12 protein-coding genes are annotated in these 13,960 nt (G+C 48.2%); all 12 read left to right on the forward strand.

The features are described 5' to 3' along the window. Positions 1–48: 48 nt before the first annotated feature. A complete protein-coding gene (locus tag ACTS3T_RS12425; protein ID WP_462935052.1) occupies positions 49–654 on the forward strand; it encodes a nicotinate-nucleotide adenylyltransferase in 606 nt (201 codons plus the stop codon). Beyond that, positions 612–1,358, forward strand: coding sequence for an NUDIX hydrolase (locus ACTS3T_RS12430; RefSeq protein ID WP_462935053.1), 747 nt, complete (start codon positions 612–614; stop codon positions 1,356–1,358). The genes ACTS3T_RS12425 and ACTS3T_RS12430 overlap by 43 nt, the downstream gene beginning before the upstream one ends. A gap of 71 nt (positions 1,359–1,429) precedes the next feature. After that, positions 1,430–3,265: an NAD+ synthase gene (locus tag ACTS3T_RS12435; protein ID WP_462935054.1), complete on the forward strand. Its 1,836-nt coding sequence runs from the start codon at positions 1,430–1,432 to the stop codon at positions 3,263–3,265. Positions 3,266–3,465: 200 nt separating this feature from the next. Continuing rightward, positions 3,466–4,380: an Npun_R2821/Npun_R2822 family protein gene (locus ACTS3T_RS12440; RefSeq protein WP_462935055.1), complete on the forward strand. Its 915-nt coding sequence runs from the start codon at positions 3,466–3,468 to the stop codon at positions 4,378–4,380. Between the two features lie 227 nt (positions 4,381–4,607). Next, positions 4,608–4,799: a heavy-metal-associated domain-containing protein gene (locus ACTS3T_RS12445; RefSeq protein WP_462935056.1), complete on the forward strand. Its 192-nt coding sequence runs from the start codon at positions 4,608–4,610 to the stop codon at positions 4,797–4,799. A gap of 288 nt (positions 4,800–5,087) precedes the next feature. Continuing rightward, positions 5,088–6,077 carry a glycosyltransferase family 2 protein gene (locus ACTS3T_RS12450; RefSeq protein WP_462935057.1) on the forward strand — a complete coding sequence of 330 codons (990 nt, stop codon included), beginning with the start codon at positions 5,088–5,090 and terminating at the stop codon, positions 6,075–6,077. Further along, a complete protein-coding gene (locus tag ACTS3T_RS12455; RefSeq protein ID WP_462935058.1) occupies positions 6,064–6,966 on the forward strand; it encodes a phosphodiester glycosidase family protein in 903 nt (300 codons plus the stop codon). The genes ACTS3T_RS12450 and ACTS3T_RS12455 overlap by 14 nt, the downstream gene beginning before the upstream one ends. A gap of 139 nt (positions 6,967–7,105) precedes the next feature. Next, positions 7,106–7,348: a hypothetical protein gene (locus ACTS3T_RS12460; RefSeq protein WP_462935059.1), complete on the forward strand. Its 243-nt coding sequence runs from the start codon at positions 7,106–7,108 to the stop codon at positions 7,346–7,348. A gap of 115 nt (positions 7,349–7,463) precedes the next feature. Further along, positions 7,464–7,628 carry a hypothetical protein gene (locus ACTS3T_RS12465; RefSeq protein WP_462935060.1) on the forward strand — a complete coding sequence of 55 codons (165 nt, stop codon included), beginning with the start codon at positions 7,464–7,466 and terminating at the stop codon, positions 7,626–7,628. Positions 7,629–9,078: 1,450 nt separating this feature from the next. Continuing rightward, entirely contained in the window at positions 9,079–10,392 is a 1,314-nt protein-coding gene (locus ACTS3T_RS12470; protein ID WP_462935061.1) for an aminopeptidase P family protein, read from the forward strand. Positions 10,393–11,000: 608 nt separating this feature from the next. Next, positions 11,001–11,180, forward strand: coding sequence for a hypothetical protein (locus tag ACTS3T_RS12475; protein ID WP_462935062.1), 180 nt, complete (start codon positions 11,001–11,003; stop codon positions 11,178–11,180). A 272-nt stretch (positions 11,181–11,452) separates the two neighbouring features. Then, positions 11,453–13,927 (forward strand): putative bifunctional diguanylate cyclase/phosphodiesterase, encoded by a 2,475-nt coding sequence (locus ACTS3T_RS12480; RefSeq protein WP_462935063.1) that lies wholly within the window; start codon positions 11,453–11,455, stop codon positions 13,925–13,927. Positions 13,928–13,960: the final 33 nt, after the last annotated feature.

Consider the following 13,960-nt stretch of genomic DNA (forward strand, 5'->3'; position numbering starts at 1 on the left):
AAATTCACCTGATAATTTTCTTCAGTCTGAGACTTTTCTAACTCGCCTATGGCTAAAATTGCTCTATTTGGAACTAGCGCCGATCCTCCCCATCGGGGGCATCGAGGTATTTTGCAATGGTTGGCAAGACGCTTTGATCAAGTTGCCGTTTGGGCAGCTGATAATCCTTTTAAGGCGCACCAAACCTCTCTAGCCGATCGCGCTGCTATGCTGAGCTTGCTGATTCAAGATCTTGAAGATCCGCACCACACTGTGCAGCTCTATCCTGAGCTAAGCCACTCGCGTACGCTGTTTTCGGTAGAGCAGGCTCAAAAGATGTGGCCTGGATCTGAACTTTATCTGGCGATCGGAGCGGATCTGGTAGGGCAGTTGCCCCGCTGGTACCGAGCAGCTGAAATTTTACGTCAGGTCAACATTGTGGTGTTTCCGCGTCCGGGGTATACCGTGGACACGTCAGATCTAGAAACGCTGAGGCAGTTAGGCGCTTCTGTGGCGATCGCAGAAGGCCCAGAACTCCATGATGTCTCTTCTACTAACTACCGCCAGTGCGAGGAGAACGCCGAGGTACCCACGATTATCCAAGCCTACATCGATCAAAACGACCTATACCTATGCCCGGAAAACTCCAAAGAAAAGCTGCCGACCCGGTCTTAGCGTCGCCTTTGGCGGACTTTAAAGTGGGGGTCGATAATGTCATCTTTTCAGTCGATATCGAACAAAATCGACTCCTGGTGCTGCTGGTCATGCGCCATGAAGATCCTTACTTGGGCTACTGGAGTTTGCCAGGTACCCTGGTACGCCAGGGCGAATCGCTTGAAGATGCCGCCTACCGGGTACTGGCCGAAAAGATTCGAGTCAAAAACCTCTATCTAGAGCAGCTTTATACCTTTGGTGGACCCGATCGCGACCCCAGAGAAGCCGCAGATGCCTTTGGCGTTCGTTACCTCTCCGTGAGCCACTTTGCCCTGGTACGCTTTGCTGAAGCAGAGCTAATTGCCGATGGTGTTAGCGGTATCGCCTGGTACCCGCTGAGCCGCGTGCCTAAGCTAGCCTTTGACCACAACCAAATTTTGACCTACGGCTATCAGCGTTTACGCAACAAACTCGAATACAGCCCCATTGCCTTTGACGTGCTGCCTGAGAGATTCACGTTGAGCGATCTCTACCAGTTCTACACCACCGTTTTGGGGGATGACTTCTCAGATTACTCTAACTTTCGCGCTCGGCTGCTAAAGCTGGGTTTTTTGCAAGATACGGGGGTCAAAGCCTCACGAGGGGCAGGACGACCCGCCAGCTTATATCGTTTTGATGCTGCCGCTTTTGAACCGCTCAAAAATAAACCTTTAGTGTTTGTCTAACTTTAAGCCTGACTAGAGCGCATTGACTGTCTGTCCTGAGCGCTCACTCATCCTACTCATCCTATATCGCTATGAAAATTGGACTGGCTCAGCTTAATCCCACCGTGGGCGATCTGGTTGGTAATGCCAAGCAAATTCTGCAAAGCGCCCAGCAAGCACGAGAGCAGGGCGTACGGTTACTACTCACACCGGAGCTATCTTTATGTGGCTATCCGCCCAGAGATTTGCTCATGCGTCATAGCTTTATTGACGATATGCGACAAGTGTTAGCAGAACTTACTGCCGATCTGCCTGCCGATCTAGCCGTTTTGGTCGGTTTTGCTGAAGCTAACCCAGTAGCCTCAAACCAGGGGGGCAAACCGCTCTACAACAGTACAGCGCTGCTGCTAGGCGGCCAGATTCAGCAAATTTTTCACAAGCGACTGCTGCCTACCTACGATGTCTTCGACGAAGACCGCTACTTTGAACCGGGCTACCAGATCAATCAGTTTCAGCTAGATGGTCTCACGGTTGGCGTCACCGTCTGCGAAGATCTATGGAATGACGAAGAGTTTTGGGGCAAACGCACCTATAAAACAAATCCAATCGCTGATTTGATCCAACACGGCGTTGATTTAGTCATTAACTTATCAGCTTCTCCCTACAGTGTGGGCAAGCAAAAGCTGCGCGAGGCCATGTTAGGCCATACAGCCAAACGCTATAGTTGCCCCATTGTCTATACCAATCAGGTTGGCGGTAATGACGATTTGATTTTTGATGGCAGTAGCTTGGTGGTCAATCGTCAGGGCAAGCTGGTTAGCCGCTCTCCGGCATTTGTGTCTCATTTAGCAGTGGTAGAGTACGACCCGGCTTTAGCAGACTTTTTGCCTGCTCAGATGAACGCCCTACCCGCTAGCGAAGCAGCAGAAATGTGGTCGGCCTTGGTACTCGGTGTGCAAGATTATGGGCGCAAATGTGGCTTTTCTAAAGCGGTGATTGGCCTGAGTGGAGGAATTGATTCGTCTTTGGTAGCAGCGATCGCAGTGGCTGCTTTTGGCTCAGACAATGTCCTTGGCGTGTTGATGCCCTCCCCTTACAGTTCTGAAAATTCTATTGCCGATGCCGTCGCTTTGGCTAAAAACCTCGGCATTCGTACCCAAACACTGCCGATCGGCGAACTCATGCAGGGCTATGACCATACCTTTGCTGAGCTATTTGCCGGGACTGAATTTGGCGTAGCCGAAGAAAATATTCAATCGCGCATTCGCGGCAACTTGTTGATGGCGATCTCAAACAAATTTGGTCATCTGCTGCTTTCTACAGGCAATAAGTCAGAAATGGCAGTGGGCTACTGTACCCTCTACGGCGATATGAATGGCGGTCTTGCCGTTATCGCTGACGTACCCAAAACCAGGGTGTATGAGATTTGCCACTGGTTGAATGGAGAGGTAGGAAAGATGGGGCAGGTAGGAGAGACAGGAAAGAAGCCGTTGACGAACCATGAAAATGGGGCGATCGCCGACTTTTCTGCCGCTCAAACCGCTCTCCCTTATTTCTCCTGCTGCCGTACCCCTCTCATTCCCGCCAACGTCCTTTCCAAAGCTCCCAGTGCTGAACTCAAGCCAGATCAAAAAGACGCTGACTCGTTGCCTGCTTATGAGGTGTTGGACGATATTTTGGAGCGCTTAGTGCAAAAGCAAGAATCAGCAGGGCAAATTGTGGAGGCAGGGCACGAAGCCGCCATAGTAGACCGGGTGATTCGCCTGGTGACGCGGGCAGAATTTAAGCGGCGTCAGGCTCCCCCCGTGTTGAAAGTAACCGATCGCGCTTTTGGAATGGGCTGGCGGATGCCGATCGCAAGTCGTTGGTCATTGCCCATTTCTCCCCCCAAACGCTCCGCAGCAACCGCGACGGGGCAAGCGGTTTAAGCTAGCTAAAAGCTAAGGGCAGAAGGAAAGCTTTTCTGTTAGGCGCTGTCAGTCAACGGTCTTTCTGAGCTTGTTTTTGGGCACTCTTAGCCCAGCAGAGTCAGTTTTCTACGGAGCCTACTGGGTGGTCGGGCTGAGCTGGCTTAGCGAATCTACCAATTTGGCAAACTACGGTCTATACCTTCAAAGAGAGCCTCGCTATGGAAAAAGGCATTTATATCGTTGCGAACGATAAAGTTCTGGATAATGCGATCGCCTTACTCAATAGCCTTCGCTTGTATGATCCGGATATTCCTGTGGTTTTGATTCCGTTCAACTCTGACTATCAGCAAGTTGCCGCTGTTTTAACTGCCCAGCATCAGGTTTCGATTTTTCCCGACCTGCCTTTTCTAGAAGAATTTACCCAAGCGATCGGCAATATTTTTCCTAGAGACTTTTTAGCGCTGCCCAACAAAATGCGCAAGCTAGCAGCCTGGTTTGGCCCACTACAAAATTTTCTGTATATCGACACCGATATTCTACTGTTTAGACCGATTACTGAAACCCTAGACTACTTATCTCAGGCCGATTTTATTTGCTGTGACTATCATTCAGTCGGACGCGGGCTAGCAGATGTTTTTTCTAATGAGGTTATTGAGCAGAAAATTTTTACTGAAGTAGACCTTCAAGACGTTTTCAACAGCGGCTTTTGGGGATCGAAAAAAGGCACCATCACCCTTGAGCAAATGTATACTCTGCTGAAAACGTGCGCTCAGCACCGAGCCTATTTTGATTTCTCCAGCGGCACCACCGATCAGCCAATACTCAATTACCTGGTTCTCAAGGCCATTGCGTCGCGATTGAACTTAACGAAGGTTGTTTCAGCCGAACCGGGCAGTTGGGCTGGTTCGGCACACTTTCAAATTGTTGACCACAAACCCTATGACGGTGAAACGCCCCTAAGATATTTGCACTGGGCCGGAACACCTATGCGCACAGGTGGCCCTTACCGTGAACTGTGGGAGTATTACCGCTACCTGCACAATCCCGCCGAACGCCCTCTGCCTGCTCCCCCTGTGAGCCGCTCACCCTGGCAAACCTGGGTAGCTCGGATGAAGCGAACTTTGAAGCGCTAACTAAACAAACGACCAAGGCAAAAATCACAGCTGTAGCCATTGGAGTTAAGACACTTCAATGGTTGCAAGCCTCTGTCAGACAAGCTTCTCCTCTGCCTTTTGCTTCTAGCTATAACTGGAAGCACGCTTCTGACGCCGCCCGAAAACCCTTCCTCCGGTAGACGATAAGCGCCGAAATTTTTCTTAACCTAGATTTGACTCTAATTTAACCTAGTTATTTGTTCTATATGAAACATCAGTTCAAAGTTCCTGACCTGTCTACCGATTCTGCTGATGAAATCAAAGATATTATCTTGACGGCTGAGCCAGACGCATCCGTTGATCTAGATTTTGATCAAAAAACGATTTCAGTAGAAACCGAAGCTTCCGACGAATCGTTACGGCAGCTTATTGTTTCTGCTGGGCACCACGTCGCCTAAGCAAGTGTAGGGCAGCTTAATTAAACCACCAAAGCTAAACTGCTAGACATCAAGTGCATCCCCTTTTGTCGCCCTTACGCTAAAGCGGCAAAAGAGGTTTGATTAGCTCATTTACTCTTTTCTAAGAGCAGGTTTGCAGGCTGCAGATTACTAGCAAAGCTGGGATGTACACCTAGACATGTTTGTATTAACCAGCCAGGGAAGATCGTTATCTTTCCTGGTTTTTGCGTACTTTTAATTTCTGTTACTAGCTGGGTACTCTGAAGCTAGAGACTTTTTGTGTAATCTGTGCCCAAAGTTAGTGTTTGCATCCCTACCTATAACCGCGCTGAAATTTTGCCCTATGCGGTTCATAGTGTTTTAAATCAGACCTATCGTGATTTTGAGTTGCTGATTTGCGATGATGCCTCACCCGATAACACTGCCGCTATTGTGCAGCAATGGTCAGATCCTCGCATCCGCTACATACGCCATCCTCAGAACATTCAGCGTAGCCGCAATATGCGGGCTGGGTTTGAAGCAGCTCAGGGAGATTACTTTATTAAGTTTGACGATGACGATGCTTTAACGCCAACGTTTTTGGAAAAGACAGTTGCTGTGTTAGATCAGCAGGTAGCTGTAGATTTTGTTTGTACCGATCACTGGGTTATCAATGCAGCTAATCAGCGTGATGAGGCGGCTACCGTTGCGAATTCAGCCAAATGGGGTAAGGATCGGCTACAGACGGGTATTATCTCAGACTTGCTGACAGAGACGTTTCAGCACCAAAGCTTGCAGGTTGGCTCTACTTTATTTCGCCGCCAGAGCTTACAAGACGTTGACTTTATGCGTTTTGAGGCGGATGGCTGTGAAGATTTTGACTTGCTGGTGCGTCTGGCGATCGCGGGAAAAATCGGTTACTTTATTGCAGAGCGGCTGATGGAATATCGCTTTCATGGTGGGCAAACCAGTTTGAAGCAGGATATTCACTTTTTGGCAGCTAAGCTTGGCTGCCTCAAAAGCTACCAGTTTGAGCAGGCTGAACTGGAGCGATCGCGCTATTACAAAATTCAAGATTTAAAGCAGGTACTGGCTTTGCGGCTAATTGAAAAAGGGGAAACCCATAAAGGTCGGCAACTGTTGCGAGAACTACAGCAAGCTGAAGGACTCTCTTCACGCGCCAGAGTTGGACTAATGCTGTCTTATCTACCTGTGGCGTGGCGGCAGACGGCTTTTCAAAGCTTCCGTCAAGTCCGCCCGAAAGATTATAGCGAACGAGTTCGCAATGCAACGCGTTAGTCGCCTCGGCTTAGGGTTATTGCTGCTGGCATTAACTGGCTGGCTAGCTACCAAGCGAGAACCCGAACCCCCAGTTGAAAAGACGCTGGCGGCTCCTACGCCTCAGCCCTCACTGGCTTATGTCACCTATTCGCTTGCCCATGCTACCCTGCATGTCGTCACCATTCCGCCCCACGGCTACGAAGTAACGGTTGCTTCGGCAACAGGGCTTGCTCCCGTTCGAGACGTGGCTGAATCACAAACAGCGATCGCCGCCTTAAACGCTGGTTTTTTTGATCCACAAAATGCCCAAACCACTTCTTATATCGTTCATCAAGGTGAGTTAACGGCTGACCCGCGCCAGAACCCGCGTCTCGTTGGCAATCCAGATCTACAGCCTTATCTGCACCAGATTCTAAATCGCTCAGAATTTCGCCGTTATCAGTGCGGCTCCGAAACCCGCTACGATATTACTCCCCACGCAACACCTGTCCCCGCGCTTTGCCGCCTGGTTGAAGCAGTTGGTGCAGGGCCGCAACTGTTGCCGACTGATACTTCGGAAGCGGAAGGATTCATCACTTATAGCAACGGACAGCTAATTCGCGATGCCTTAGGTGCCCAACGCCGCAACGCCAGAACTGCTATTGGCATTACAGCGGATGGTAGCCTTATTTGGGCGATGGCGGCTCAGCAGCCTGACACTGCGGCTGACTCAGGAGTTTCGCTGGCAGAGATGGCGGATTTTATGCGATCGCAAGGCGCAATCAAAGCCCTCAACCTAGACGGGGGTAGTTCGTCATCGCTTTATTATCAAGGCAGCCTGTATTTAGGACGAGTAGATAGCCAGGGGAATTGGATTGAGCGACCCGTATATTCAGTTTTGTTAGTGCAAGACCAGAAGAATCGGTAGCTGTTCTGGGCTTTGTGTATTTACTTTGCAAAATAGCTGGATTTAACCCGCGTTTAACAGCAGCTTTATTTTCAAAATTTATGGTTATCCCGTTCGTTCAAGAGATATTTTTTCAGGGATTTTAGCAAAGCAGGCTATATTGCTTTTTTCGATTTCAGTTTCTCGGGCTGACTGGCAGCGACAGCCTCAGGTGCAAACTTGGCTCCGCTATTTCGGCAGTTCTCCCGTTTTGCTAGGGCTAAACGAAGCCCCTTCAAACACGGCGGCTGTCGCTAACATCAGCATTGTCAACGCCGAAGCAGGCGAAAGCTTTGATGGTTTACCCCTGGTTCCCGACAATTTAGAAGAAATTTTAGCCAACCCTCCTCCTTTGCTGCACTAGCTCTGACCGCAGCGCAGCATTGTTCTAAAAGCGCAAAATTGCAAATTGTAGTCTATGTAGCCTGCAAAATCAAAAGAAAACATTAAAATTTATAAGGAGCTTAGCAAGATACTCTATGCGCATTCAGCCATCACACACAATCGAGCAGATTTTTGCTCAGGGTGGGATTATGGTTGCTCACCTTTCTGAAGAAAAGAAACAAGCGCTGTTTGCAAGGTTGAAAGCGATTTTGCAAAAGCGTAGTCTTCATTCTCTTAGCCTTGAGACAGAAGATTCTTAACGGAGAAATAAGGCTTTACAGACTCAAAAGTTTAAACTTAACCAAAAATCAGCGAGCAATTCTTAAGGCTATCGGGGTGGCCTTTGAGAAGGTTCGCTGATTTTTTATGCATGTTTTTTGCAAGTCACTCTCCCTTGTCAACCTTCTTGACTAGTTGCGTGTTCCGCAAATAATCAACTCCCTGAATCTCCTGCAAAACAAAGAGCTTAGGCAACAGCTTTAATGAACTGGACTAAAATTGGACTAGATTTAATCGCGATCGCGAACCGAAATTTTTAAGCGATCGCACTTTGGCTTTCCGCCAAACACCTAGCAGAGACAACCCGTTCTGACCGCTTTGAGCTTAGTATAGGGCACTTGTTTGTGGCGCAAGCGATCGCCCTCAAGCAAAGCTTAAGTACAAAAATAGATGAGTGAGGACAGTCGCAAAGCTAGTCTAACCAATACCTCATAAGACCAATTTCAATACTTATGAGTCTTACGAAAAGACAAATAAAAACTCCTAGCGTTTTGAGCTAGGAGCCAGCGTTAGTTAGGCAAAGAGAATTAAGTAGCTATCTCAAGAGTGATCTGTCATCAATATATTTTCGGCAGGAAGGCTAGAATGCTCGTCCCCTGGCAAAAGCTGCAGATTGTTTTCTAAAAGTGTAGCTGTGTAACCTAGAAACAAGCTGACGATGAGAGCGGTCAGTGGGGCTTGCAATAGGGATTTCATAAACTCGCTACGGCTAACGATGGGTAGACAACAGACTAAAATCGCAATCTATCTTCAGACAGATTTCCCAACTTTGACAAGATACGACACTTCCTTTGCCATTTTCGCCAAAGAATTTACAGTCTTAAGCCAGTCTTTATGCTGTCGGCCAGCCTCGACTACTATTCTTTATTCCTAAAATGAGACTAATTTGTTTTTTATAAGACCATAGTTAAGGCAATGAGTCTCAGCATAAGACAAGGATTTACTGCTTTCAAATCAACAAACTTTTATTTCCGGCTCACCTCACAAAGTGAAACTAAGTTGCGATGCCTTAGCTTAGGCTTGATGCCAAACCTCGACCATAGCGGTAGCTACTAGCATTGAGAGGCTTAAATAACTACAAGCCCTTGACAGAAAAGCTTTCCCGCTGCCCTCAGCATTTTGCCTTTAGCTATAAAAGTTTCATTCAGTCCCATTACTGGTAGCAACCCATTCAGGAGGGAATCGTCATCATCAATCTAGTCTTATTAAAAGTCCAATTAATATTATTTTGAGTCTAAATAAAAAGTTGTGAGTCTCAAGTCTAAACACTCAGTCGTCTCAAACCCTGGGCAAGTTTCTGTCGCTTTAATCCCTTCCCTCTCCCAATAATTGACTTGGCTCTTTAACAGCCGTTTGGATCCGCTAGCGGGCAGTCGCACGCCTTAAAACGCTTTAGGATAAAATCATCTATTGCTTAGGTGGCTAGTAGCAATGCAATCTTCACCCCCTTCTTCTCTTGCCAAAACCCTGCGTCATCGACGGCAGCAACTAGCCCAAAAAATCGATTTTCCAGTGCTGCTGTGGTCAGGTCAGCCAAAAGCTCGCAACTTTCCTGCCAACACTTATCCGTTTCGCGCCAATAGCCATTTTCTTTACTTTGCTGGCTTGCCTTTGCAGCAAGCGGCTATTCATATAGAAAACGGCAAACTGACCTTATTTATAGATGAAGCCTCTGCTGAATCAGCTTTGTGGCATGGCCCTTCTCCAACCCGTACCGAAATTGCCCAAGCCATAGGAGCCGATGCCGCTTATCCGCTGAGCGAACTTTCTCTACAGACTCAAGCAATTCGTCAGCCCGCTTTACCTGTCGCAGAAAATTCAGCCCTAGCCGAAGCAATGGTGCAGTTGCGATTAACCCATGACGATTGGGCGATCGCCGAGATGCGTCGGGCGGCTGAGGTAAGTGTTTTGGCTCACAAAGCAGGTTTGTCAGCTACGGCTACAGCACAAACAGAGGCAGAAATTAGAGCCGCTATGGAACAAGTCATTATTGCTCATCAAATGACTTGTGCTTACAACAGCATTGTCACGACCCACGGCGAAGTTTTACACAATGAGCAATATCATCATCCGCTACAGACCGGAGACTTAGTCTTAGCCGATGTTGGCGCAGAGACAGGCTTTGGCTGGGCTTCAGATATTACCCGCACTTGGCCAGTTTCCGGCAAATTTTCGCCAACCCAGCGCCAGATTTACGAAATTGTTTTGGCCGCTCATGATGCTTGCATCGAAAGCATAAAACCCGGCATAGAGTATCGCGACTTACATTTACTAGCCTGCTGCATCATAGCTGAGGGTCTAGTTGATCTAGGCATTTTGCGAGGCCAGCCCGAAAGCCTAGTTGAGCAAGATGCCCATGCACTGTTTTTCCCCCACGGTATTGGCCACCTGATTGGTTTAGATGTTCACGATATGGAAGATTTGGGAGATTTAGCTGGCTATGCCGCCAATCGCAAACGCAGCGATCGCTTTGGCTTAGGTTTTCTCAGACTTGATCGCCCTTTAGAAGCTGGGATGGCTGTCACTATTGAACCGGGTTTTTATCAAGTTCCGGGCATTTTGCAAGATCCGCAACCGCAAGCCCGCTATCAAACGGTAGTAGATTGGGAGCGCCTGTCTCAGTTTGCAGACGTTCGCGGTATTCGGATTGAAGATGATGTCTTGGTGACGGCCAATGGCTATGAAGTTCTAACAGCAGATCTACCGAATCAGCCTGAAGCTATTGAACACCTCATTCAACACTAAAAACAAAGAATAACAAGACAGCACGCACAGATTATTAGGGAGTTGACTAAATCCGAAACAACTCAATTTTTTTCTATAAGCTAACTTTAGCGGCAGAAATTAGATAGCTTTTACGCGCTTAGCCAGACCAAGCGGTTAAATTGTAATGCCGTCTCTTACGCCGTCAAGGTCGTAGCATTTGCAAAATTTGTGAGTCAATTGACAGCGTTTGTCTATTGGCGGATACTTTCTCAGCCAATGCGCTTAAAAGATAACGCCTAAGCACAATGGCGGACATGAGAAAAAACGCAGGTTTTTTTGAGACATTAAGATACGTAAGTCTACAGGTATTTTAGCTACTTGAATGCGCTTGTAAGCAACAACACAGCAGAATACCGAAAAATCGCGTATTTTCTTGACATACCTTAATTTGCGACTATCTACGGAAGCAAAAAAATCATTCATTTAGCTTTGAAGCTGACATAAATGTCGCTTGAGACTTGATTTAATTCTCAAGTGAGGTGTCAAAAATATAGCTAGCTAAGAGCTTGCAAGTGCTAATCAATCAGTTGCTTGTCGGCTGCGAGTTCCTGTCCGTTTATCAATCGTCGTCACTACCCTAAATTCTGATGAAAAGCTTACTAGTGAAATCTGTGATTTTGCCCCGAGGACTAACGGCAGTTGCGATCGCTTGTCTCTTGAGTCTCACAGCTTTAACACTATTGCAAACCGAAAAAGTGGAAGCTGAGCAGCGAGACGAATTTCCTGGAAATCGTCAAGGCGGCGGAACTCACTTAATCGCTTCCTAGCTAAATTTTCCGCCAGAACGCTTAACTTCTGTCTGCCTTTTGCAGATGAAATATCACTATCAGCCAAATTACTCTAGGATTAGGACTAAATACTAATTAGCTTTCTGGTGTGAATCTCAGCGAACCCTTGCTAAGTTCTAGAATTTGCAAGGGTTTGTTTTATTAGCTCAAGGTGTATGGTGCATAGGGTGATTGACCGCAGTCGGAGTTGGCTGAACCGATTAGCGGCCCTAAGATTTAAGCCTTGGATAACTAGCGGGCAAACCCTCTTAGTGACGAGCCTGCTAACCACAACTCTCCTCAGTGCAACTAAGCAGGTTGGACTACTTCAGGATCTAGAGCTTTTCGCTTTCGACCAACTCACTCAACTGCAACCAAAGGCAGCCCCCGACGATCGCATTTTGATTGTTGGTATCACTGAATCGGATATTCAACAGTATGGCTGGCCGCTGTCTGATCAGCTTGTGGCCAAACTGCTGCAAAAGCTACAACAGCATCAACCCCAAGTCGTTGGCTTAGACCTTTATCGCAGTACTCAACGCTCACCCGGACGAGCCGATTTGCTCAGACAACTGGCGGCCTCTAATCTAGTTGCCATCATGAATGTCGGCTCAGATACAGAAAGCGCTGGCTCAGAGACAGAAGGCGTACCCCCACCCGCCATTGTTCCCTGGCAGCGAATTGGGTTTAATGACCTGGTTTTAGATCCTGATGGCGTTGTGCGCCGGAGCTTGCTGTACGTCAGTGCGCCGGAGCATCCTTACTATGCCTTTGGTCTGCGAGTGGCCATGCAGTACAGCACTCCCCAGCTAGCCTTACAAGCCGATGGAACGACTTTGCGGCTAGCTGGCGTTAAAATCCCGGCTTTAGTGAGTGGCTCAGGGGGCTATCAGACAGTCGATGCCCGGGGTTATCAGATATTGCTGCACTATCGCTCAGCGACTTCTCCGGCTAGAGAGGTCAGCGTTGAACAAGTGTTGAGCGATCGCTTAAATCCTGAGTGGGTGCGCAACAAAGTTGTTTTAATTGGCTCAACCGCTCCCAGTCTTAAGGATCAATTTTGGACACCCTACAGTGCCCAGCGCAACCCCCAACTCATGCTCTCAGGGGTTGTGATCCACGCTCAAATTACCAGCCATCTCCTCGATGTCTTGTCGGGTGAAGCTGCTCTTTACCGCTTTTTGCCAGCTTGGGGTGAAGTGTTGTGGCTATGGAGTTGGACTTTGTTAGCTGGTATCGTCAGTTGGCAAACTAAGCGGTCTTGGCTAGCCGGACTGGGCATGGCTAGTTTGCTAATGGGAATTTGGAGTTTGGGCTGGTTGGGTTTGTGGCATCAAGTTTGGCTACCCGTCGCTGAACCCCTTCTAGGGGCGATCGCAGCAGGCAGTTTGGTAATTGTCCAAAAAATGATCTATCGCAGCACCTACGACAAGCTGACGCAGCTACCCGGAAGAGAAATCTTTAACCATCAAGTTCAGCAAGCGCTACAAATCAGACGCGCAAGTTCGCCCAAAACGCCGATCATTGTGGCCTTTTTGGGGGTCAATCGTTTTAAGTTTATTAATCAAAGCTTAGGGCACGCAGTTGGCGACCAGGTTTTATTGGCCATTGTGCAGCGACTCCGACAAGTTTTACCCGCCTCTACACCACTCGCTCGAATTGGTGGCGACGAGTTTGCCATCTTGTTTCAACACAGTTCACAAAAGGCAGTTGAAAAGGTGCTCAGTCAGCTACAGCAGGGCTTGTCTGAACCTTTCTGTATTGAGCAGCAGTACTTATCTTTGAGCGCCAGCGTCGGCTTAGCGGTGACTCAAACATACGGGCACCAAAAATCGGAAGACTTGCTGCGAGATGCCCACACCGCTATGTATCGTGCCAAAGCGCTCAAGACTTTTCAATGTCAGGTCTTTGCTACAGGTATGCTGACAGAGGCGGTCAACCGACTACGGCTCGAAGGCGATTTACAGCAAGCTTTAGCCGCCGGAGAGTTTTTACTTTACTACCAGCCCATCGTTTGCCTGCGTACAGGGCAAATTACGGGCTTTGAAGCTTTAGTCCGATGGCAGCAAACAGCACGCGGATTTGTGCTGCCAGGTGATTTCATTCCTGTTGCTGAAGAAACGGGCTTGATCGTACCCTTAGGAGAGTGGATCTTTCAGGCAGCTTGCTATCAGCTTCGCGGTTGGCAGCAGCAATTTCCGGAATTGTCCTTAAAGATTAGCGTCAATCTTTCGAGGCGGCAGTTGCGCCAACCCAACCTTGCAGAGCAAATTCGCGCGAATTTGCAAGCGGCTGGTATGACGGGACAACAGGTGCGGCTCGAAATCACCGAAAGTATGGTGATGGAGGACGCAGAAGCAGCCATCGTGTTGATGCAGAAGCTAAAGACGCTGGGATTGCAGCTGAGCATTGATGATTTTGGCACGGGTCATTCCTCCCTTAGCTATCTGCACAGATTTCCTGTAGATACGCTCAAAATTGACAAATCCTTTGTAGAGCAGATAGAGCAAAGCCATCAAAAGCGAGAAATCGTTCACACCATTGTGGCCCTCGGTCATAAACTGGGGATGGAGATCGTGGCTGAAGGAATTGAAACTGAGCGTCAGAGAAGCGTTCTAGATCGGGCCCACTGCCAATATGGTCAGGGTTATCTTTTTTCGCCTCCTCTCTCAGGTGAAGCGGCAACTCGCTTGCTAGCCCGACAAAGCCGACTTTGTATACCTAACACTGAAAATTTGCAATGTTAGGGCTGGTCTAGGGGCTAAAAAACGGAACGCTCT

It is taken from the genome of Almyronema sp. (assembly GCF_052168255.1).
GTDB classification, from domain to species: Bacteria; Cyanobacteriota; Cyanobacteriia; order Phormidesmidales; family Phormidesmidaceae; genus Sphaerothrix; species Sphaerothrix epifaneia.

Excerpts from the sequence above, each read along its gene's own strand:
- ACTS3T_RS12430 (WP_462935053.1), top strand. The coding sequence starts at position 612 with ATGCCCGGAAAACTCCAAAGAAAAGCTGCCGACCCGGTCTTAGCGTCG.
- ACTS3T_RS12435 (WP_462935054.1), top strand. The coding sequence starts at position 1,430 with ATGAAAATTGGACTGGCTCAGCTTAATCCCACCGTGGGCGATCTGGTT.
- ACTS3T_RS12465 (WP_462935060.1), top strand. The coding sequence starts at position 7,464 with ATGCGCATTCAGCCATCACACACAATCGAGCAGATTTTTGCTCAGGGT.
- ACTS3T_RS12440 (WP_462935055.1), top strand. The coding sequence starts at position 3,466 with ATGGAAAAAGGCATTTATATCGTTGCGAACGATAAAGTTCTGGATAAT.
- ACTS3T_RS12470 (WP_462935061.1), top strand. The coding sequence starts at position 9,079 with ATGCAATCTTCACCCCCTTCTTCTCTTGCCAAAACCCTGCGTCATCGA.
- ACTS3T_RS12455 (WP_462935058.1), top strand. The coding sequence starts at position 6,064 with ATGCAACGCGTTAGTCGCCTCGGCTTAGGGTTATTGCTGCTGGCATTA.
- ACTS3T_RS12475 (WP_462935062.1), top strand. The coding sequence starts at position 11,001 with ATGAAAAGCTTACTAGTGAAATCTGTGATTTTGCCCCGAGGACTAACG.
- ACTS3T_RS12445 (WP_462935056.1), top strand. The coding sequence starts at position 4,608 with ATGAAACATCAGTTCAAAGTTCCTGACCTGTCTACCGATTCTGCTGAT.
- ACTS3T_RS12425 (WP_462935052.1), top strand. The coding sequence starts at position 49 with ATGGCTAAAATTGCTCTATTTGGAACTAGCGCCGATCCTCCCCATCGG.